General features: G+C 52.3%; 16 protein-coding genes. 8 read left to right on the plus strand and 8 right to left on the minus strand.

Annotated elements, in window-relative coordinates; translation table 11 throughout:
* Positions 1 to 23: 23 nt before the first annotated feature.
* Positions 24 to 1817, minus strand: coding sequence for a MutS-related protein (locus tag DZC79_RS19925; RefSeq protein ID WP_118953383.1), 1794 nt, complete (start codon positions 1815 to 1817; stop codon positions 24 to 26).
* Positions 1818 to 1925: 108 nt separating this feature from the next.
* Here DZC79_RS19925 and DZC79_RS19930 point away from each other — a divergent pair, with 108 nt between their 5' ends.
* The gene (locus tag DZC79_RS19930; RefSeq protein WP_118953384.1) at positions 1926 to 2144 is read left to right on the plus strand and encodes a hypothetical protein; all 219 of its coding nucleotides are present in this window, start codon (positions 1926 to 1928) and stop codon (positions 2142 to 2144) included.
* Positions 2145 to 2761: 617 nt separating this feature from the next.
* The gene (locus DZC79_RS19935; protein ID WP_157977296.1) at positions 2762 to 3952 is read left to right on the plus strand and encodes a DUF2252 domain-containing protein; all 1191 of its coding nucleotides are present in this window, start codon (positions 2762 to 2764) and stop codon (positions 3950 to 3952) included.
* A 148-nt stretch (positions 3953 to 4100) separates the two neighbouring features.
* Here DZC79_RS19935 and DZC79_RS19940 read toward each other — a convergent pair whose 3' ends face one another.
* On the minus strand, positions 4101 to 5969 hold the full coding sequence (locus DZC79_RS19940) for an Nramp family divalent metal transporter (RefSeq protein WP_118953386.1): 1869 nt from the start codon (positions 5967 to 5969) through the stop codon (positions 4101 to 4103).
* Positions 5970 to 6240: 271 nt separating this feature from the next.
* Positions 6241 to 7167, minus strand: coding sequence for a VOC family protein (locus DZC79_RS19945; RefSeq protein ID WP_118953387.1), 927 nt, complete (start codon positions 7165 to 7167; stop codon positions 6241 to 6243).
* A gap of 183 nt (positions 7168 to 7350) precedes the next feature.
* On the opposite strand from DZC79_RS19945, the gene DZC79_RS19950 reads away from it, so the two are divergent.
* The 3 genes from DZC79_RS19950 to DZC79_RS19960 all read left to right on the plus strand — a co-directional run bounded on the left by DZC79_RS19950 (position 7351) and on the right by DZC79_RS19960 (position 10740).
* Positions 7351 to 7719, plus strand: coding sequence for a hypothetical protein (locus DZC79_RS19950; protein ID WP_118953388.1), 369 nt, complete (start codon positions 7351 to 7353; stop codon positions 7717 to 7719).
* Positions 7720 to 8345: 626 nt separating this feature from the next.
* Positions 8346 to 8924: a hypothetical protein gene (locus DZC79_RS19955; RefSeq protein ID WP_118953389.1), complete on the plus strand. Its 579-nt coding sequence runs from the start codon at positions 8346 to 8348 to the stop codon at positions 8922 to 8924.
* A 262-nt stretch (positions 8925 to 9186) separates the two neighbouring features.
* Positions 9187 to 10740, plus strand: a complete 1554-nt coding sequence (locus DZC79_RS19960) for a T9SS type A sorting domain-containing protein (protein WP_118953390.1) — start codon at positions 9187 to 9189, stop codon at positions 10738 to 10740.
* A 98-nt stretch (positions 10741 to 10838) separates the two neighbouring features.
* On the opposite strand, the gene DZC79_RS19965 is transcribed toward DZC79_RS19960, so the two are convergent.
* From DZC79_RS19965 to mrdA, 4 genes are all read right to left on the minus strand, one after another.
* Positions 10839 to 11258, minus strand: a complete 420-nt coding sequence (locus DZC79_RS19965; protein WP_118953391.1) for a DUF1801 domain-containing protein — start codon at positions 11256 to 11258, stop codon at positions 10839 to 10841.
* 165 nt (positions 11259 to 11423) lie between these two features.
* Positions 11424 to 12296 (minus strand): alpha/beta fold hydrolase, encoded by an 873-nt coding sequence (locus DZC79_RS19970; protein WP_118953392.1) that lies wholly within the window; start codon positions 12294 to 12296, stop codon positions 11424 to 11426.
* 172 nt (positions 12297 to 12468) lie between these two features.
* Positions 12469 to 13779, minus strand: coding sequence for a rod shape-determining protein RodA (gene rodA / locus DZC79_RS19975; RefSeq protein ID WP_118953393.1), 1311 nt, complete (start codon positions 13777 to 13779; stop codon positions 12469 to 12471).
* Positions 13780 to 13806: 27 nt separating this feature from the next.
* Positions 13807 to 15876: a penicillin-binding protein 2 gene (gene mrdA, locus DZC79_RS19980; protein ID WP_118953394.1), complete on the minus strand. Its 2070-nt coding sequence runs from the start codon at positions 15874 to 15876 to the stop codon at positions 13807 to 13809.
* A 124-nt stretch (positions 15877 to 16000) separates the two neighbouring features.
* Between mrdA and DZC79_RS19985 the strand changes: the two genes are divergently transcribed.
* Entirely contained in the window at positions 16001 to 17056 is a 1056-nt protein-coding gene (locus DZC79_RS19985) for a sensor histidine kinase (RefSeq protein WP_118953395.1), read from the plus strand.
* Positions 17057 to 17096: 40 nt separating this feature from the next.
* Here the strand turns inward: DZC79_RS19985 and DZC79_RS19990 are convergent, their stop codons facing one another.
* Positions 17097 to 17429 carry a hypothetical protein gene (locus DZC79_RS19990; protein WP_118953396.1) on the minus strand — a complete coding sequence of 111 codons (333 nt, stop codon included), beginning with the start codon at positions 17427 to 17429 and terminating at the stop codon, positions 17097 to 17099.
* A gap of 103 nt (positions 17430 to 17532) precedes the next feature.
* On the opposite strand from DZC79_RS19990, the gene DZC79_RS19995 reads away from it, so the two are divergent.
* Positions 17533 to 18933 (plus strand): nucleoside recognition domain-containing protein, encoded by a 1401-nt coding sequence (locus DZC79_RS19995; protein ID WP_118953397.1) that lies wholly within the window; start codon positions 17533 to 17535, stop codon positions 18931 to 18933.
* Between the two features lie 132 nt (positions 18934 to 19065).
* Complete coding sequence (locus tag DZC79_RS20000; RefSeq protein WP_118953398.1) at positions 19066 to 21078, plus strand: PAS domain-containing sensor histidine kinase; 2013 nt, start codon at positions 19066 to 19068, stop codon at positions 21076 to 21078.

Genomic DNA, 21078 nt, shown 5'->3' on the forward strand with positions numbered 1-21078 from the left:
CTGTCAAAAAACAAAAAGATCCGTTACCCGATGATCTTCATCTTCTGCATCAAAAAAGTAGCGCTTTTATTTTTACAAATACCTTCGCGTAAGGTATAATCGAAGACCAATTCGTTATCAATGATCTCGACCTCAAAACACTTATTGCATAGCGCAGCCGGATATTCCGCTGTAGTAAGGCATACCTCCAGGTCGTGCGTCGCAATTGCGCCAATAGCCTTTTTCGCGATGATCTTCCGGATCACACCTATGGTGCCGCTGCGTTTATCATCCGAATTGGTACCACGCAGGATCTCATCCAGCAGCACGAAACAGGCTTCCTGCTCCAGGCGGTCCATGATCGCGCGCAGGCGTTTCACCTCGGCGAAGAAATAGGACTCGCTATCGGCGAGGGAATCGCTCTGGCGCATGGATACCAATACCGGCAACGGCTGGATCGTCGCTGCCTGCGCACATATAGGCGAGCCCATACCTGCCAGCACCATATTAACGCCCAGGGTACGGAGGAAGGTGCTTTTGCCCGACATATTGGAACCCGTCAGGATCACGAAGCGATGCTCGTCAAAAGCAATGTCATTGCATATCCGGCGCTCTTCGCGGATGAGCGGATGGCCTAAGGCGCGGAACGAGATCTGCTCCTCCCGGTTCAGCGCAGGGAAACAAAAGGAAGGATTGTTGTAATAAAGGTTGGCCAGGCTATTGCCGGTCTCCACCTCACCGATCACTTCCAGCCAAAGGGGGATCAGCCCGGCATAGGCTTTCTTCCATCGGCTCAGCCGCTGCAGCAGGTGCACATGATAAAGATACAGCCCATTGGTGATGACTGCTGCAAAAGGGTTCTGCACCGTTTCCATGCCTTTATAGATTGCGGCCAGCCGCTGCAGCTGCATGCTGGCGACAACACCTTTTTCTTTCAGTTTTTCCTGAAGCTGTTTCAGGTAGGGACTTTGCCAGCCTGCGCTTTCGATCTGCCTGAAGATCGCGGCATAAGCGCTCAGGGTCTCATTGACCTGCTCCGTTCCGGCAATGGCCTTCTTTATCCTCCCGGCACATAAAGCAAAAAGGAACAGGTTGACGGGGAACAGGCGCAAAGCGATATCACTGTAAAGAGGTAACCGGAAAACTGCATAAAGCAGCAATACAACAATCAATGCCGCAGGAACGATATAGGCCGATACCAGCAGCAGCTTATTGACCGGCGGCTCTTCCCTTTCCGTCCATTGCAGCAATCCCTCATAGCGTTCCCGGCTGTCGTGGGCCATACGGCCGGCCGTATAGATCTCCTGGCGCTGCGCCAGCAAAGGACCCAGTTCGGCAACTGCCTGCTGCCTGTCCCTGATGAGCGCTTCCGGCAGCATTACCTTCAGGTCTTTAGCCAGGCGGTCCTGCCCCATTTGGGTAGCCGTTCGGTTAAGGTGCTGGTAGAGGGAACGATGTCCGAAAATATCCAGATCGGCAGTATAAGCATGATGCTCATCGCGGTAAGTCTGCCCGTCTGTAAAAGGCAGCGCGCCTTCTTCCAGGTAGGCCAGCTCCTCCTTGTTGATCTGCAATAGTGTGGCCAGCCTTATCTTTTGCAGTCCCATTGCGCGGTGCAGCCGGACAAGGTAGACGAATATGCCCAGCGCAAGCAAGCCCGGTACCAGCCAGAGCGGGTTGCTGCCGCTGAAATAAGTGTAAAAGCACCAAAGCACGAGCAAGACCACCAGCAGGCGGATCAGGCCCAGGTTACGGTGCCTGCGGCTGATCGCCTGGTGCTCTCCGGTGTATTGATCCCTCAATCGGGCGTAAACAGCTATAGCTTCATGGTTCATCATTAAAGTGTACGTCAGCGGGCAAAGGTGGGAAAAATATCGGCGAATGCCAACCGGCGGGTGAAAGCGGCAACAATTCAGCGGGCTGTTTGTATAAAAAGAAAAGCCGCAATGAACACCGATCAGATCAAACGACACCTTTCCGACAAGGGCACTGCGATCAACGATCACCAGGCTCAGCAGATCATGGATGTGATCTGCGCGTTCAAGGAAGAGATGAAACGCTGCCAGCCCGGCAAAGAATGGACCTTTGACGTGGAGCAGGTAGGGGCCGATTCCTTTACCTTCGAATATTCGTACCGGGTTACGGAGCTCATTACGCCGGAATAAAGTATGTTTGCTTACCAGGGCGCGCAGCAAGATTTATTTTGTACCTGGCACCTCTGTGAAAAAAAAGAGATACTTCGGTTCCTTCGGAGACCTCTGTATGACAATGGTGTGTTTATGCCTGGCGTTGCTTCGTCTGTAAGTTCCACACTGTCGTCCTGAACCAAGCTTGCACAGCTTGCGGAGCGAAGAATCCCGATCGCCTTTGTTTCCTTGATCCATTATTTGTTCTGCTGCTCAACAAGACGCAGAGGAATGAGAACAAAAATAATGCACGTGATTTTGTTGCAATTCGCGCAAGGACTGACCGAAGTTATTTTCCTGCCAGGTCCTGAGGCACTAAGATGAAAATGCTTGCAGCGGCACGACGATCGCAACGAGCATGAACATTAAAAAACGTTGCGACACTACTCCGTTGTGAGACTTAGATGAGTGCCGGTCGGGGATGCGACAGCGACCTGAACGGCGAAGGCCGCTTTCAGCTTAGACAGCATACCGGTTTGCTGTGCCTTTGAAAATAAAAGCATGCACAGCTAAAAGAGAAGAAATCATCTTTTTTGCTCATTGCTTCGTAACTTTCCGGGAGTCATTTATCGTCTCATTCTTTAATGACTCCGACTATGGCCTCCGTACTCAAACGCATCCTGCAGTTCAACAGCGACCGGCTCCCTGAATTTGTGCGCCTGAAATACCAGGCCATGATGGAAAGCCCTTTCCGCTTTTTCCGGGGTACCTGCCACCTGTTTTACGAAGACCTCTCCCGTAATATCGGCTGGAAAGACAAAACGCATACCTGGATCTGCGGTGACCTTCATCTTGAAAACTTCGGCAGCTACAAAGGCAATAATAATGTCGTCTATTTCGACCTTAACGACTTTGACGAAGCCCTGAAAGCACCGGCCAGCTGGGAGCTCGCCCGCTTCCTCACCAGCATACATGTAGGGGCCGGAAGTGTAGGCTATACCCCGAAGAAGGCCGACATGCTGGCCCGCTATGCTATGGATGTCTATCTTGATACCTTAAAAAAGGGAAAACCGGTCATTATCGAGAAGGAAACGGCGACCGGCCTGCTAAAGGAGTTCCTGGCCCAGGTACAGCAACGTAAGGAGCCCGATTTTATTAAAAGCAAAGTAAAGGGCGACCGCGTACTGATCGATCAGAAAAAGGTCTATGCAGTACCGGATCAGCAGAAGCAGGTCGTCGCCGCAAAAGTGGAAGCATGGTTTTGTGCCCACTTACCCAACCGGGAGGTAAAAGTGCAGGATGTCGCTGCCCGTATTGCCGGTACCGGCAGTCTTGGCGTTCGGCGGTATATCCTGTTGCTGAAAGCAGGCGGCAAGCAGCACCTTCTGGACCTGAAGCAGGTGGGACACTCCTCGCTGCAGCCTTATACACCGGTAGCGCAGCCGGCATGGCTTACACAGGCCTACCGCGTGACCACGCTTCAGGACCGGATACAGCAGGTCACTCCGAAAATGCTGCATGTCCTGCGTTTTGACAAAACCGATTTTGTATTGAAAGCGCTGCAACCCACGCAGGACCGCATGGACCTTAACCGCTGCAAAGGCCGGCTGGATGAACTGGAAGCGCTCATCGGTACGATGGCGCAGCTTACCGCCTCAGGCCAGCTGAGAAGCGGCGGCCGGCAAGGTTCTTCGATCGCGGATGAGCTGATCGCGTTTGCCGGAAACCATAAGAAATGGTCGGGGAAAGTACTGGACTATGCTCAGGACTATGCGCGGCAGGTGCAATCCGACTATGATGCCTATGTCAGGGATGGTAAACATTACCTGAAGTCCGGGGCTCACTAACCCTATTTATCCTAAGGCTGGTAGGGTCTGTCTGCATATCGACTTACTGTCCCGGATGCAGCCCTTTGGCTGCGAAAAAGCAGGGAGTGAACAAGCGATTCAAGTGAATAGCTTCCGCATGAAATGCATACGCGACGAACGGCAGCATTTATTGAGCCACGAGCACCGGTATTTTCACCAGGTGTCTTACCTTATTGACGGTTTCCCCGAAAATAAAGTCTTTTAAGCCCCTGTGCCCATGACTGCCGAGGATCAGCAGGTCTGCTTGCTGCTCCGCACAAATACGCGCGATCTCCCTGGTCCTCTTTTTATGGCCCAGCACATAATCGGAGCTATAGCCTGCATCGTGGATCACCTTCTGGTAGAGCTCCATGCGGGCTTTGTCGCGACGGGTCTCGAGGTCGTCGGCCTCGCGTCCCATCATGGTGCTGGAGGCGCTTTCGGTAATATGGATCAGGAAAAAACGGGTGCCGGCCTCCGCCATCTTCAGCGCATAGCGGATCACCTGGTTATCGGTAGGCGAATAATCCAGGGCCAGCGCAATGGTTTTAAAATCGGGTACCGGCATATCCGTTATCGGTTTTACCTGGGTGTGTACGTCCATGGCATGCTTGCGGCGACGCAAGACAAGGGGATAGATCAGGGTAAGGGCCAGCAGCACCATCATGCCGATATAGCCGGCAACGATGAGGATATCCGCCAGCAGGCTTCCGCTATCGTGGATCCAGGAACGGACCTCATCATAGACCAGCTTGAAGTTAAGCACGGCAATCACTGCGGCCACGATCCAGGATACCGTACGGACACCCAGGTTAATGGCAAATTTACCCATTCTGCGCCGGTCGCTCACAAAATGGATCAGGGGGATCACGGCAAAGGCCAGCTGCATGCTCAGCAGCACCTGGCTGAAGATCAGCAGCTGCCCTACTTGCTCTTCACCGGAAATGAGGATCACCAGGACAGCAGGTATGATGGCCAGCAGGCGGGTGATCATGCGGCGCAGGGTAGGGCTGATACGTAGCCTCAGGTAGCCTTCCATGACGATCTGCCCGGCTAGGGTACCAGTTACGGTGCTACTTTGCCCTGCAGCGATCAATGCAACAGCGAAGAGGCGGGGCGCCCATTCGGAGCCCAGCATAGGGGCGAGAAGCTCGTGCGCGTCTTTCAGCTCTGCCACGTCGGTGCGGCCGCCTTTATGGAATACGGCGGCTGCCAGGATCAGGATCGCCGCATTCACAAATAATGCCAGGTTGAGCGCGATGGCACTGTCCCAGAAATTATACCTGATCGCTTTGCGCAGGGATTCATCGTCTCTTTTGATCTTGCGCGTCTGTACCAGGGCCGAATGCAGGTACAGGTTGTGCGGCATCACCGTAGCGCCGATAATGCCGATCGCAATGTACAAAGCAGCCTGATTAGGTATCTTCGGCACAAAACCGGAGGCAATGCCTTTGATATCGGGCCGGGCGAAGATCATTTCCACCAGGAAGCACATGCCGATAATGGCAATCATGCTGATGATGAACATTTCCATCTTGCGCATGCCCAGCCTTTGCAGCCACAGCAGCAGGAAAGTATCGAGCAGGCTGATGAGCACACCCCAGATAAGGTCCAGGCCAAACAGCAGTTGCAGGCCTATGGCCATGCCCAGCACTTCTGCCAGATCGCAGGCAGCGATGGCGATCTCGGCCAGCAGGTAAAGAATAAAGTTCATGCCGCGGGGGTAGGTCTCGCGATTGCATTGCGCCAGGTCCTTGCCCCATACGATACCGAGACGCGCGCTGAGGCTCTGCAGCAGCAGCGCCATAACATTACTCATCAGCAGCACCCAGATAAGAGTATAACCAAACTGGCTGCCGCCCGCGATATCGGTAGCCCAGTTGCCGGGGTCCATATACCCCACGCTGATCAGATAAGCGGGACCAAAGAACGAAAGCAGCCTGCGCCATCTGGAGCCGTTTTGTGCTACTTCCACACTGCCATGTACATCCTGCAGCGATTTGTCCGGATGATTCAAAGGGATAATTATATTTTAGGCAAATCTAAAAATAATTTTTGAACGAACAAGTATTTGTACCACACTCGGGGATGATTATTCTGCCAATGACACAACCTTCAACTGGTTTGGGAACAATAATTAGTTTGCGTCATTGGCAGATTTTATTAATGTTAGGCCTTCGTGAGCAATAAAGAAGATCAGATATGCTCAGGGTGTGCGGCGCTGCTTGCAAGCATATATAGATAAGATGAATGATCAGCACATGTGCTCCCGCTGCGAGCGATAGGTCTTAACCCTTGCCTGCGGCGGCCTTGATCTGTGCGATGTCGAGCTTCTTCATGGGCAGGAAGGCCTGTGTGATACGGTCGATCTGCTCTTGTGTGCCTTCGCGCATCAGGGTCTCCATTTCGGCGGAGGTGATCTGCCAGGAAAGGCCGAACTTATCTTTGATCCAGCCGCATTGCTCGGCTTCGGGCACGGCAGAGAGCTTTTCCCAGTAGTAATCGACCTCTTCCTGATCGGCGCAGGTGATCATAAAGGAAATCGATTCGTTAAAATCGAAACCATGTTCGTGAGCACTGTCCATAAGCGCAAACCATTTATCTTCCAACTTGCAGTCGGCATACATGACTGTACCTTCCTTGTCGGGTGGCATGCCTGCAGGGTAGCGATGGATATTACCCTGCTTCGCATGACGGAACACGGAGGTATAGAATTGCAGGGCTTCTTCGGCCTTGCCGACTTTGGCGCCGGTAAACATAAGCGAGGGCACAATGGGCGGCCGCGGCTCGCCTGAAGGATCGGTCAGCATCAATTGCCAGGATACGCCGTAGCGGTCCTGCAGCCAGCCATAATGCTTGCTGAAGGGATAGGTATCCAGCGGCATCAGCGCTTTGCCGCCTTCCATCAATTTTTCCCAGGCCCGGTCGAGGCTTTCGCGGGCAGTCTGCTCCGGGTGGGCGGAGCTGCGGAACAGCAGCGGATCATAATTGACGATAAAAGATACCGATGGATTCATCGGGAACAAAGGTCCGGCGCTGATGGCCATAAACTCCTGGTGCCACAGCCGGAAGCTTACCAGGTCGCAATCGCCCGAAGGTGTATTGCGCAGCAGGGTAGTGTGGATGGCTTCCGAATCGGGAAATACGGAGGTGTACAATGCAGCAGCTTCCCTGGCTTCTTTATCGAACCATAAATGAGGGATGATCTTTTGCATAGGCTAATAGTTTTATTGGGATTAATTTAAGAATAAGGTTGCCTAAAGATACAACAGCGATCCCGGCGATTTGTTTCACGCCGTAGTTTTTCACGGTACCCAGCAGGTGCCGGCGCCTGAAACATGATGTTTTGTAAATGTTTATCTTCGGTTCTGAAATCTTCATCCTAAAGGAAATCATCTATGAAAAAAATTATGTTGGCCATTGCGCTGTTTGGCTGCTCATTTGCCGCACAGGCCGAAGGCTATTTTCACCTGACCAAAAAGAACGGAGGCGCAAAGGGCTTCGATAAGATCGATCAGCGTACCGACGCTGAAGGCAACACCGAAATGAGCTGTAAAGGTCCAGGGGAAACGACAGCTGAATTTGTCAGCCCTCCTGATTCTCCCGACAAAACCGATTACAACAAGATCATTCGCTATGTAGATAAAGCTATTGCCGGTGGTAAGCGTTCCGGTAAAGGTGTGGTGGAAGGCCGCGAAGTGCACTGGAAAGGATCCGATGCTTCCAACTACGAGCTCACCGTTGCTGCCCGCCAGGATAAAAAATAAGAACAAAAAATAAGAACTATATTGTTGTATACATGGCTGCCCTGTTCACCGGGGCAGCCGTTTTGTTTTGCGGCTACCTTGGCCGGTAAAACATGCTGGAAATTAGGATCAAGCGTAAAAAGTTGGGAATACAATATAGGTGTGTCCTGGTGAAAATCCGGGGTGTCGCTTCAGAACCCAAAGGATGGAACACGCCACCACTTATGGGTCAGCTTGTACCGCAGCTGCATGACCTGGGTCGGGACGCATAGCGACCTGACCGGCGGTTGGATGTATATTCTTCTTAGCTGCTCTGGTTTTGCTCCTGCGGAGCAATTTATGTTTGTTCATAGATGCTACAAACGTTCGGCTCCTACGGAGCCCTGTAACGCGGATAGATATAGGATCATCTGCAAATCTTGCCGGTCCTATGGGATCGGGAAGGTTTGAGTATAGGCGGTTGGTGACCGGACCACGCTGTCTTGTCCTTTCGCAATAATTGATGTCCTCATAACCTCATCCCATACACTTCCTGTAATCCCCCAGATTTTCCGCTTGATCTAAAAGTAGCTGTAATTTTTTTTGTTTACTTTGAAATACAAAGTACTTTTGCATAAACAAACATTACTTCACTAAAACCGATAAACATGAAAAAGCAAGGGAAAGAATACCGGTCGGTCCTGGCCGCAGCCCTGGCCACCGGCCTCGTATTAATGATGCCTTTGATCGCTATGCAATTTACTGCGGAAGTAAACTGGCGCCCGGCCGACTTCCTGGCAATGGGCGTGCTGGTCTTTACAACAGGACTGGCATTGGTATTCCTGATACAAAAAGGCCCCAATATCCTGTACCGTATCGCTGCCGGCCTGGCTTTGTGTACGACTTTCCTGATGATCTTGGCTAACCTGGCAGTAGGTCTTATCGGCAGCGGACCCAATGCCGCCAACCTGATGTATGCCGGTGTGGCGCTGGCGGTCATTGCGGGCTGTGTTCTTTCCCGCCTTAAAGCGGAGGGTATGGAACGTACCATGTACGCCGCATCCGGCGGGCTGGTAGGTTTCGCTATCATTGCCTTCCTGGTTGGTGCGCACCGGTATCCCGGCAGCTCCGTAGCAGAAATATTCGGTGTGGGCGGCTTCTTTGCAGGTCTGTACCTTATCGCTGGTTTGCTGTTCCGGTATGACGCAAAAGGGATACGTTTGAAACAGGTACAAGGGAAAATCTGAGCTTCAGACGCAATACTCTTCCGGCAGCCATGCTAGTGGCCATGGCGTGTTTACGGCTAATGCCCCGGCCAGCTGTAAACGCGCCATGTACGATTCTGAACCTGGCAGCGCGCGGCGCCTTCGTACCGAAAATTTTTCCAGTCATATTGTAATTATAGATTAAATTAACTATATTTACTTTGCTTTATGAAACCAAACCCTTTTCCAATCTCTTCCTTGGAAAGATCCTGTTCGATTCACCAATCAATTAAACAGATAAACTATGAAAAAAACCATTATGAGCCTCTGCTGTGCTTTACTGGGCACCTTCGCCACGCAGGCGCAAACCTTTATCCCGCCATCGTTCTCCTTTCCCGAGGTTACCTATCCCACCGGGCCGATGAACGCTGTCAGCCGTACTTTCCACACTTCCTGCAATTCCTACGGCAATCTTAACGGCGATAACCTCTATGTGTATTCCTGGAGCTGCACACAGCCGATCGCCGGAGGCTTTGCCTTCAGGAGAAATACCACTGCAGATGTGCTGATCAGCCAGGGCTACCAGCCTTATACCGACGTAAGCGATCTCGAGGTCGGGCTCATCACAGTAAACAGTACAGTGTTTATTGTGGCCAGCTATTACAAGGTCAATACGGGACATTTTGTAGACTTCTGGACCTGGAATGTCGCCGGCGGAACGATTTCGCTGTATGCTTCATACCCGCTGACCACGAACGCCATCTACTCCCGCATCAGCCTCGACGTGCACAAGCTGTATGGCGCCGCAGTTACCTGGCAAGACGGCAATAATGATATTTTCGTTAAGGTATTCAATACGGGCGGTGGTTTTCTACAGGCAGGCAGCACGCTGCAAATTGCTTCCAACGGCGTTATTCCTGATGTAGCCTTTAGCCATTACGGCGACCTGAAGGTGCGCGTTGCCTATGTTGACCCGGCTTCAGGCAATATCCGCGTGATCCACGGCCTGTTCAACGACCTGCTGGTAGGCACTGTGTCTATAGCAACCGATTATGTACAGACGGGTATCTATCCCGCCCTGGGCAACCAGCTCAATCATAATCCTGTCGCTTCTAACTGGATGCATATTGATTCGCCCGACGACAATCCGCCGGGCTCCGATGTATGGTCTTATGTCTATGCCGCAACCAACGGGGACATTATGAGCATCAGCAAATACAATGCCAGCGCGCCGGTACTGATGAACCTCTCGGGGAATATTAAAGGGCAAACCCCTACCATCGCTTACAGCGCCGACGCGCAGAGCATCCATTACGGATGGTATACCAATTTCACCGCCACACCCCAGCCGGGCTATGTGGCTGTAGAGCGCCGGATCAACGGTTCTTATATCACACCGCCCAATGCCTATAAAGTGGTCGCCAATACGACCAATTACAGCGGTACGCCGACGCTGTGCTTCTCCAAGCAGAATGATATGAACAACAATTTGTTTGCGGTCTATCCCATGTTTGCTTCACCATCAGGATATGAAATGCGCTTCAAGCTGGTACCCTGGCTGGCTACCACTTTCCGGCATGAAGTTCCGGTTACCGGCGGACCGGTTATAGAAACGGTGAGCGCCAATCCCAACCCCTTTACCAGCACCCTGCAGCTGAAAGGTAATCTTAACCATACTTATATCTTGTATGTAACGGATATCAGCGGCAGAGTGCTTTATAACAGGTCCGGAACCTTGAATGAGCTCAACGCCGGCCTGCAGGAAATTGCCGGTCCGCTGAAGCCAGGCGTTTACTTCCTGGATATACTCAACCAGACGACCAGCCTGCGCCAGAGCCTGAAAACGGTAAAGCAATAGGTAAGCGGTTTAGCCATTTATAGAGATAGCCCCGGCGCAGTGCCGGGGCTATTGCTTTACTATTCTGTACTATCGCGGGCAGGAAACAGCAAAGGTTATCAGCTTATCTTCTTCTGCGCCGCTGCTTTGATCATACCTTCAAGCACCTTCATATCCACATCGGCCAGCTTGGTGATGTAGAGACAGCCTGCACCGGTTTTGTGCTTACCCAGCTTTTGCAGCACCTCTGCATGTGCTTTGATATCCATGGTAAGGTATAGGGAAAGGTTAGCCTTCCGCGGTGAGAAGCCTATCCTGAACCAATCCACCTCGCGGCCGGAGGTAGGGCTTTTGTACCTCAGGTTACCGAAGCCGATCAGGGAGGCGCCCCACATCCTGGGCTTTTCTTTCGTTGCCTTTTCCATCAGCTTCAGCAACGTATAGCAGTCCTGGCGCTTCTGTTCCTCGGGCAGGCCGGCAATAAAGGCCTCGACGCTGGCATCGTTCTCTTTGGTTTTGATCTCTGCTACTTTGCCCATAGGAATATCTTTTGAAAATGACGGTACTTTAACTCATTTCAAATGTAATGGATTTATGCCATACAGCACGATGGCCGGACGACAAAGTATAGAGCAAGGTTGGAACGCGGCACCTTTCCGGCCTGCGGGAGCCCAAAGAAAAGAACAGCTGATAGCAGGATGATGCTATATTACCTCCGTCAGGAGGAACTGCTGTATAAGTGTCAACACCTCGTCAAAATGCGTTTCCAATAACATGTGCGCGCCTTCAAGAATGTGTACCTGTGCGTGGGGTAAATCCCTTTGGTAGCAGGACGCTTCAGCTACGCTGAAAAAGGGATCGTACCGACCCCATATTACCAGGGCAGGTGGCTGGTATTGGCAAAAGTACTGCTGGAACACCGGGAACATGTCGAGGTTGTGCCGGTAGTCGTAGTTCAGCGCAAACTGCATTTCGATATTGCCGGGCCGGCGCATGCGCTCCCAGTCGAGCAGCCAGGCTTCTGGACCGATGCGCGAAAGCAGCTGCTCTGCCACACCTGCGGTGTATTGCGCCTCTACACCCTCTTTGCTCAGGAATGCGGCAACTTTCTTCTTTTTCGCCTCGGTCGGATGGGCCCAATAGTCCAGCGTATCCTCCCACTGCGGGCCGATGCCTTCCCGGTAGGCATTGCCGTTCTGGACAATGACTGCTTCAATTTTCAGGGGATGGTTGATGCATAGATGCAAGCCTATAGGGCAGCCGTAATCATGCAGGTAGATGGTAAAAGCATTTAGTCCTATTATTTCAGTAAACCGGCCGATGTATGCTGATATATTTTTAAAGCTATACGCGAAGCTACTTTTACCGGGAAAGGCGCTGAAGCCGAATCCGGGATAGTCGGGCGCAACAAGATGATACCGGTCGGAGAGGGCAGTCATCAGACCCTTAAACATATAGGAAGAGCTGGGAAAGCCGTGCAGCAGCAGTAATGCCGGATGACCGGGATCACCGGCTTCGCGGTAAAAAATATCGACGCCATCAACAGCTACGGTTTTATGGAAGATCTGCCGGCTCATATCTTTCCTCTTAACACCCGTCCGGCCATTTAGTTGTTAAGAGAATAAAACGAACGCGCCGCCGTGGGCCATCAGAACAGCCATGACACCTTGCCGGTATATCTGGCCTTTTATTTCCCCTGTATCCCCGGGGAGGATACCGCTAAAAAAGTATTGAAAGCACTACTTGCGCTTACCGTATCAGCACCTGGCGGTCGGCATCAAGCCTTAGCAGGATAAACAGCAGGATGCTGAAAGAAAGCAACGAGGTACCGCCATAGCTCAGCATGGGCAAGGTGATCCCGATTACCGGCGCCAGCCCCATGGTCATGCTGAGGTTGATGGCCAGGTGGAAGAAGAGGATCGACGCCACGCAGTAGGCATAGACCCTGCTGAACATCGATCGTTGCCGCTCGGCGATATAGACGATGCGCAGCAGCAGGGTCACATAAAGCAGCACCAATACCGAACTGCCCACAAAGCCGAACTGCTCGCCGATACCGCAGAAGACGAAATCGGTGTTCTGCTCGGGCACGAAAGAATACTTGGTCTGTGTACCGTTACCAAAGCCTTTGCCCAGCAGGCCACCGCTGCCGATGGCGATCTTGGATTGCCGTACATTGTAGTCGGCGTCCTTCTTGGGCGTAACGCCGGGCTTCTGGTATTCCTGGGGCACATCCTGGCCCAACATCGAATAGATACGTTCGGTCTGGTATCCCTGGAAAACGTTTTTAAACACATAAGGCACCACGACCTGGCTGAACAGCACGGCAATGAGCCAGGCGCCGGCGATCACAACGATGAGGATGCGGTTACGTTTCAGCTGGCGGCGCAGCAACCAGGTGATGAGCAGGGGTATTGCCGTAATGATAATGAACAGCGGCAGGCGCTCGATCAGCAAGGTTCCGATGAGCAGGCCCGCTACTGAAAACCCGATCAGCAGGATCGCATTGGGCAGGCCCTCCCGGTACATAGCCAGGAAGAAAGAGAAATACACCAGGGCAAGGCCGGTTTCATTCTGCTTGATGATGATCGCGCAGGGCAGCAGCACTATGGCGGTGGCAATAAGACGGTCTTTAAGTGTTTTGAAATTGGTTTCGGGCGTCGACAGGAAACGTGCCAGCGCCAGTGCTGTAAAGATCTTGCATAGCTCACCGGGCTGAAAGCTGAACGATCCGAATTTGATAAAGCTGTGCGAGCCTTTTACCTCGGAGCCCAGCGCAAACGTAGCCAGCAGCAGCAATATGCCGACAAGATAAGAAAGGTAAGCAACAGCAAGAAAGAACTTACTGTCGGTAAGCACAATGATCATACCCACTACAAGCGAAATACAAAGCCAGGTGATCTGCTTCATATGGCTCTTGCTCATATTAAAAAAGGGATCGCTGAAATTGGTATACTCAACGGAATATACGGCGGCTATGCCGATGGCCACCAGGGCCAGGTAGAGATAAATTACCGGCCAGTCAATGCGGGCAGTCAGGGGTTTGCGGCCTAAGCTCATGTTGTTCGTTCGTTTTAAGGAAATTTGCTAGTTCTGAAAACGGATGGTGCCGTCCGTTCCCGGCCCGCGTTTGGCACTCAGGTCGTAATAGTCTTTCATGATCTGCCGTACCAGCATCGTATCCCTTTGCTTTTTCACACTATCCCGGGTGCGTTTGTCGGCGGTGCGCAGCATATCGCGAAGCAGGTCTTTTTGCCGTTGCAGGGAGTCGATCACACGGATATAGCTTTTTACGGTATTCGCTTTGAACATCTTTTCCTGCAGGGCGATGCGGGCTGGGGCCGTGATCGAGTCCTTCAGGTATTTCTCCATCATCAGGCTGGCTATGGGCCCTGCCCAGGTGGCCCCGTAGCCCGAATTCTGCACGACCACGGCGATAGCGATCTTTGGATCGTTCTTCGGTGCGAAGCAAACGAATACCGAATGGTTATCGAGCTTGGTCTTCTGCCCGTTGAGTATCCAGTAGTTTTCCACGGTTCCCGTTTTGCCGCAAACCTCAACTCCGGGCAATATGGCTACCCGTCCGGTACCATGGCTCACCACATCTTCCATACCCATGATCACCGATTCAAAAGCGCTGTCGGAAATATGCGTGGGCGTATGCTTCACCAGGTAGTCCTTCAATACCGTGTCGCGGGGATTGCCGCCAATGCTTTTCACGAAGTGGGGAATATAATAATAGCCCCGGTTGGCGATGAGGCACATGGCATTGGCCATCTGCAGCGGTGTCATGTCCACCTCGCCCTGGCCCATACCCACAAACACCATGGTACAGGAGTTCCAGCTGCCATGATATTTCTGGTTGAAGTAGGAAGAATCGGGAATGCCGCCGGGTTTTTCGCCGGGAATATCGATACCCAGGGGATGGCCCAGCCCCATCGCCGAAAGATAGTCGTGCCAGCGCTGCAGGCCTTCGTGCGTTCCGCCGGCCCATTTCTTGGCATCGACGGTCTTGCGGAATACATCGCAGAAATAGGCGTTGCAGGAATTGGCCATCGCCAGGCGCAGGTTGGCCGCATGGCCGCCGCCGGAGTGGGTGCAACCGATGCGCCGGCCGCAGGCATAATAGCCGCCACCGCAGGGATAGCCGAAAGACGGAGTGATCACGCCCACATCGAGGCCGATCAGCGCGGTTAAAGGCTTAAAGGTAGAGCCGGGCGGGTACTGCGCCAGAATGGCCCGGTTAAATAAGGGACGGGTATAGCTCCTGCTCAGCTCGGTATAGCCTTTGGCAAAGGTGGAACCGGACAACAGGTTGGGATCATAGGAAGGTGCAGAAACCAGGGCGAGGATACCACCTGTCCTGGGATCGATAGCGATTGCGCTGCCGATCTTGCCGGCCATCAGCTTTTCTCCATAAGCCTGCAGATCGGCATCCAGGTACAATTCCAGGCTCCTGCCTGCTACTGAAGGCGTATCCAGGCTTCCGTTCTTATACGAATCCCTGGGACGGTTCAGCACATCGCGTACCATGTACTCCACGCCACGCTGGCCCCGCAACACTTCTTCATAGCGGCTTTCAAGGCCGCTCTGGCCTACATAGTCCCCCTGGCGATAGGATGCATAGCGGGAATTTGTAAGCATATTTTCGCTTACCTCGTTCAGATAGCCGAAGATATGAGCGCCGATACCCAGGGGATAGGTACGGGTAGAACGTTCCAGCAGCTCGAAGCCTTCGAACAGGTAGAGGTTTTCCTGGAGCCGGGCATTTTTTTCCTGGGAAAGACCCGCTTCATAAATACTCTGCCGCTGATAACCGTTGCGGAGCGTCAGCTTTTTCATGGTCTTCAGGAAAGTAGCCTTGTCGGTACCCATTACCGCGCAGAATTGTGCCGTATCCAGGTTTTTGATCTTATTGGGAATAAAGGCCAGATCATAAGTGACATTGTTGATCAGCAGGGCCTTGCCTTTACGGTCAACAATAGCGCCCCGGGCAGGGTAGACTACCTTACGAAAGATCGCCTGACCCTCCGCCATTACTCTGTATTTATCGTCCAGGATCTGAAGTGTGAACAACCGGGCTATAAGGATTACAGCCAACACGACGAACACGCCACGGATGATCCAGGGACGGGGATTCTGACTGAAAGCGGACATGGAAGAGAATGAAAATGAATTATACACAAAGATAATGCCACAAACATTTTGAACACAAAAATTTAATGCCAACTTCTAAAAATAATCCTAATTTACAGCTACTTTTGTTCCAAACCGAAATGCCTTGCCCGTAATACAATCCAAAAATACTTCGCCGGCGATCCTGTCGTTTTTCACCGCGTTGATACTGGCCATTTTTATTACGTTGTTCACCCTCTTCTTAAGGCAGCCCTGGTATATCGATCTCATTGCTTTCGCCCTTACGTTTATCGTAGCCTACACCATTTATTTTTATACCCTGCAGTATTTTATTTACCGTAAAATAAAGCTGATCTATAAATTCATCTACCAGACCAAGGCGACCAAAAGGGAAGAATTCTTTTACCAGAATATCCTGCCGCAAAAGTCCATCGATGAAGTGCGGAAGGATGTGGAACGCTGGGCGATCGAAAAAAGAGATGAGATCGAGATACTGCAGAAGAACGAGCAATTCCGTAAAGAGTTCCTGATGAACCTTGCTCACGAGCTGCGCACGCCTATCTTTACCGTACAAGGCTATGTGCATACCTTATTGAACGGCGCCATCGACGACCCGGCAGTGAACCGGAAATTCCTCAGCAATGCGACGAAAGGGATACAGCGCCTGGTGCAGCTGGCCGATGACCTCGACCAGATCAGCAAGCTGGAATCGGGCAAAATACCGATCGTGCAGGAATCTTTCGTGATCCAGGAGCTGGTAAAGGATGTGTATGAGGAAATGATGCTGAAAGCACGGGACCGTGGCATCGATATGCAGGTAAAAAAAGGCACTGAAGCCGCGATCACCGTATATGCCGATAAGCAGAAAGTAAAGCAGGTGGTGGTGAACCTCGTGGAGAATGCGCTGAAATACGGTAATGAAGGCGGAACAATCACGACAGGCTTTTACCAGATGGATGGCGGACGTATTTATATCGAAGTTTCCGACGACGGGCCGGGTATCGCCGAGCACCACCTTTCCCGCATCTTCGAGCGTTTTTACCGCGCCGACCGCAGCCGTAGCCGGGAGATCGGCGGTACAGGCCTGGGCCTGGCCATCGTCAAGCACATCATAGAAGCCCATGGCCAGACTATTACCGTACGCAGCAAAGTAGGCGTGGGCTCTTCTTTTGGCTTTACCCTGGATAAAGGTAAATCATAAGCTATACTTTCCTGAACCGAAAGGGCAAACAGACTCGGGGTTAAGCGCTGCCACCGGCATAATCGAAGGCCGCCTGCGCCAGCTCCGGCCAGTATTGATGATGATCGTAGGACAGCTGTACCCATTCCTTCATTGCACGGCCTTTTCCCGAAGGGTCGAACAGCACGGCCCCGTCCAGCGCCATTGCTTTCTGATGTGCCGCAAGCGGCAGCTTGAACACCATGCTTTTCTGGTAAAAGCAGATAAAGGCTTTCCCTCCTGTTTTAAAGCAAGGCTTGCCGAACATCCGGCTCTCTTCCGCTTTGCTGAAGCTCCGGCCCGTATCCTGATAAAGCGATAATCCGGTTCCATAGACCTGTCCTGTTTGCCACAAATATAGCTGCTTTCGGCAAGCCGTATTGCAGGGGGCTTTGAGGAAGCGCAGAAAAGCATAAAGATTTGATTAAATTCGCCACGGTTTATCCGCATCCCCGACTATGGCCTTAAGCAGAATATGGAGCGCGTTCATTATCCTTGCCGTGCTGGCAGCATCGGCACAGCTGTTCTTTTCGTCCGACCACCAGCAGATCTACAGCAAAATGGTGACCGGCAAGGCAGGCGATACTACGATGACCCGGGTTTACGACAGTGCTCATGTGCCCCGGACGGTGCTGCAGCAGCTTGATGGTAAACAGGAATACAAACAAGGCGAAGTGCGTATCCGGCAGCTGGACAACGGCAGCTATATTACCTATAAGGAGCAAACGGCCGATGGTATCCTGGCCACCTGTAAATCAGCAGTCGAGATCTGTATCGGCCTCATTGGCATTATGGCCTTATTTATGGGCTTTATGCGTATTGCCGAAAATGCAGGTGGCATCCGGCTGCTGTCACGTATCATAGGCCCTTTTTTCTCGCGGCTTTTTCCCGGCATTCCCAAAGGACATCCTGCTATGGGACATATGATGCTGAACTTTTCGGCCAACCTGCTGGGGCTGGACAATGCCGCTACTCCTTTCGGCATTAAAGCCATGGAAAGCCTGCAGGAGCTCAATCCCGACAAGAGCAAGGCAACCGATGCACAGATCATGTTCCTTTGTCTGCATGCCGCAGGGCTTACGCTGATACCGGTTTCCATCATAGCCTTAAGAGCCAGGCTGAGCGCGGCCAACCCCACCGATATCTTCCTGCCTTGCATGATCGCGACCTTTGTTGCCACGCTGGCCGCGATGACGATCGTAGCGTTGCGCCAGAAGATCAATCTCTTCCAGCCGGTGATCATCGGATGGATCGGTGGCATCTCGGCACTTATTGCCGCCCTTATCTGGTACCTGAGCCGGCTGGACCGGGAGCAGATGGAAGGTTTTTCCGCCGTACTGAGCAATGGTCTTATCCTGCTTATTTTCCTGCTGATCGTCTTCGGAGCCCTGTATAAAAAGATCAATGTGTTTGATGCCTTTGTCGAAGGGGCCAAAGGCGGCTTTGAAACTTCAGTAAAGATCATTCCCTACCTGGTAGGTATGCTGGTGGCCATCAGTATGCTGCGGACCAGCGGTGTATTCGACCTGGTTACCGGTGGGCTGAAATATATATTTACTGCGCTGCACCTGAATATCGATATCGTAGATGCTTTGCCCACCGCCCTGATCAAGCCGCTGAGCGGCAGCGGCGCCCGGGGTATGATGGTGGACACAATGAAAGTATTCGGCGCCGATTCCTTCGCCGGCCGGCTGAGCTGCGTGTTCCAGGGAAGCTCAGACACGACTTTTTATGTGATTGCCGTTTATTTCGGCGCCGTAGGGGTTAAGAATACCCGCTACGCGATCGGCTCCATGCTGCTTGCCGACCTGGTGGGTATTGTTACCGCGATCCTGATCTGCAGCTACTGGCCCTGGTAGCCACCGGTATTACCTTCTGCTCTGCAGCGATTTTATACTGCCGAACATCGCTGCCGGTATTATTGTTATACCTTAACGGCTTAAATGGCGCATGCCATCTGCCGCTGTTGTAACTGATACCGAACTTAAATTATGCGCTTTAACACTGCTTCCGGTCCTGCTTCTGCTTCCGAAAAGAACGATATCCATTTTGGCAAACTGGTGAAAGGCCTGCCTGTACCGATATTTACCTGTAATAAAAAGGGGATCCTGACCTTTTATAATGAGGCTGCCGCCAGGCTTTGGGGAGATGAGCCGCGTACCGGGAAAGATACCTGGCACCATGCCTGGCAATTGTTCTATCCCGGCGGGCAAACGATGCCACCCGAAAACAGCCCGGTCATGAAAGCCTTAAAAGAACCGGAACCGGGACCTGCCGAGCTGATTGTGAAGGGCAGGGATGGCCGGATCCGCCATCTTCAGGTCTATCCCGCCCTCATTGCCGGAGCGGAACACGAAGAGGCGACAGCCAGCTTTACATTGATCGATGTCAGCGGGCAAAAGAGCGGCGAAGAAAAGCAGGCCATGCTATCCGCTATTGTTGAATCTTCCGACGATGCGATCATCAGTAAAGACCTGAACGGCATGATCATGAGCTGGAATAAGGGCGCCCAGAAGATCTTCGGTTACCGGGAGGAAGAAGTGCTGGGCAAACATATCAGCATTTTGATTCCCGAAGCGCTGCAGGATGAGGAAGAACGGATCATCAGCAGCATCAGGGCCGGTAAAAGGATCGACCACTTCCAGACGATGCGCCTGCATAAAGAAGGTTATGAGATTCCCATCTCGCTTACCATATCTCCTATTAAAGATCCTTCGGGAAAGATCACGGGGGCTTCCAAGATCGCCAGGGATGTATCGGAGCGACTGCATGCTACGAAGATGATCGAACAAACGGCCCGCAGGCTGGAGCTGCTTTATGATATCGGGCGTACAATATCGGAAAAGCTGGATGTACAGGCCGTGCTTCAGAGGGTGACCGACGCCACCACCCACATTACCGGCGCTGCCTACGGCGCGTTCTTTTACAATACCGTCAACGAGCAAGGCGAGTCTTTTATGCTTTATACGCTTTCGGGCGCTAACCGTTCTGATTTTGAAAAGCTGGGTATGCCCCGGAACACCGAGGTATTTCATCCGACCTTTAGCGGGGAAGGTATCGTGCGATCCGACGACATTACCCAGGACTCGCGTTACGGCCACAACCCTCCGTATTTCGGAAAGCCTGAAGGACATTTACCTGTTGTCAGCTACCTGGCCGTACCCGTGGTTTCGGTATCCGGCGAAGTGATCGGTGGCTTATTCCTTGGCCATCCACAACCCGGTATTTTCAGCGAAGAGCATGAAGATATTGTCAGCAGCATTGCCTCACAGGCTGCGGCCGCGCTCGACAACTCCCGGCTTTTCGAAGAACTGAAAAGCGTGAGCGCTAAAAAAGATGAATTCATTGCGCTGGCGAGCCACGAGCTCAAAACGCCCCTTACTTCAATCAAAGGCTACCTGCAGATCCTGAACAGAAGCAACCAGGAAGGAATAAGCAAGCTTTTCATCGACAAGCTTATTAACCAGGTAGAGAAGCTGAACGTGCTGATCACCGACCTGCTGGATGTTTCCAAAATAGAAGCCGGTAAGCTACGGTTCCATTGCGAAACCTTCGATCTGAGGCAATTGCTTCGCGACAACCTCGATACCTTTCACCATACTGTCCAGAGCCATCGCATTGTCTATGACGACAAAGGCGATGCGGTCTGGATCAATGCCGACCGGCAGCGTATCGAGCAGGTGATCATCAACCTGGTCACCAATGCGATCAAATACTCACCTCATGCCGACAAGATTTATGTAAGCCTGCAGGACAGCGAGGGCCGGGCTGCTCTTGCCGTAAGGGACGAAGGCATCGGCCTGAACGAAGACCAGCAGAAGAAGATCTTTACGCGTTTTTACCGGGCGGAAGGGACCAACGATATTCCGGGCCTGGGACTGGGCCTGTACCTGAGCAAGGAAATTATCGACCGCCACCACGGCCATCTTACGGTATCAAGCATACCCGGCAAAGGCTCTGTTTTCCAGTTTACCCTGCCCCTGGCTGCTGCCCCGGCAGAGTAA

The organism is Taibaiella helva (genome assembly GCF_003545695.1).
GTDB classification, from domain to species: domain Bacteria; phylum Bacteroidota; class Bacteroidia; order Chitinophagales; family Chitinophagaceae; genus Taibaiella; species Taibaiella helva.

Excerpts from the sequence above, each read along its gene's own strand:
- DZC79_RS19925 (WP_118953383.1), bottom strand. The coding sequence starts at position 1,817 with ATGATGAACCATGAAGCTATAGCTGTTTACGCCCGATTGAGGGATCAA.
- DZC79_RS19930 (WP_118953384.1), top strand. The coding sequence starts at position 1,926 with ATGAACACCGATCAGATCAAACGACACCTTTCCGACAAGGGCACTGCG.
- DZC79_RS19935 (WP_157977296.1), top strand. The coding sequence starts at position 2,762 with ATGGCCTCCGTACTCAAACGCATCCTGCAGTTCAACAGCGACCGGCTC.
- DZC79_RS19945 (WP_118953387.1), bottom strand. The coding sequence starts at position 7,167 with ATGCAAAAGATCATCCCTCATTTATGGTTCGATAAAGAAGCCAGGGAA.
- DZC79_RS19950 (WP_118953388.1), top strand. The coding sequence starts at position 7,351 with ATGAAAAAAATTATGTTGGCCATTGCGCTGTTTGGCTGCTCATTTGCC.
- DZC79_RS19955 (WP_118953389.1), top strand. The coding sequence starts at position 8,346 with ATGAAAAAGCAAGGGAAAGAATACCGGTCGGTCCTGGCCGCAGCCCTG.
- DZC79_RS19960 (WP_118953390.1), top strand. The coding sequence starts at position 9,187 with ATGAAAAAAACCATTATGAGCCTCTGCTGTGCTTTACTGGGCACCTTC.
- DZC79_RS19965 (WP_118953391.1), bottom strand. The coding sequence starts at position 11,258 with ATGGGCAAAGTAGCAGAGATCAAAACCAAAGAGAACGATGCCAGCGTC.
- DZC79_RS19970 (WP_118953392.1), bottom strand. The coding sequence starts at position 12,296 with ATGAGCCGGCAGATCTTCCATAAAACCGTAGCTGTTGATGGCGTCGAT.
- rodA (WP_118953393.1), bottom strand. The coding sequence starts at position 13,779 with ATGAGCTTAGGCCGCAAACCCCTGACTGCCCGCATTGACTGGCCGGTA.
- mrdA (WP_118953394.1), bottom strand. The coding sequence starts at position 15,876 with ATGTCCGCTTTCAGTCAGAATCCCCGTCCCTGGATCATCCGTGGCGTG.
- DZC79_RS19995 (WP_118953397.1), top strand. The coding sequence starts at position 17,533 with ATGGCCTTAAGCAGAATATGGAGCGCGTTCATTATCCTTGCCGTGCTG.
- DZC79_RS20000 (WP_118953398.1), top strand. The coding sequence starts at position 19,066 with ATGCGCTTTAACACTGCTTCCGGTCCTGCTTCTGCTTCCGAAAAGAAC.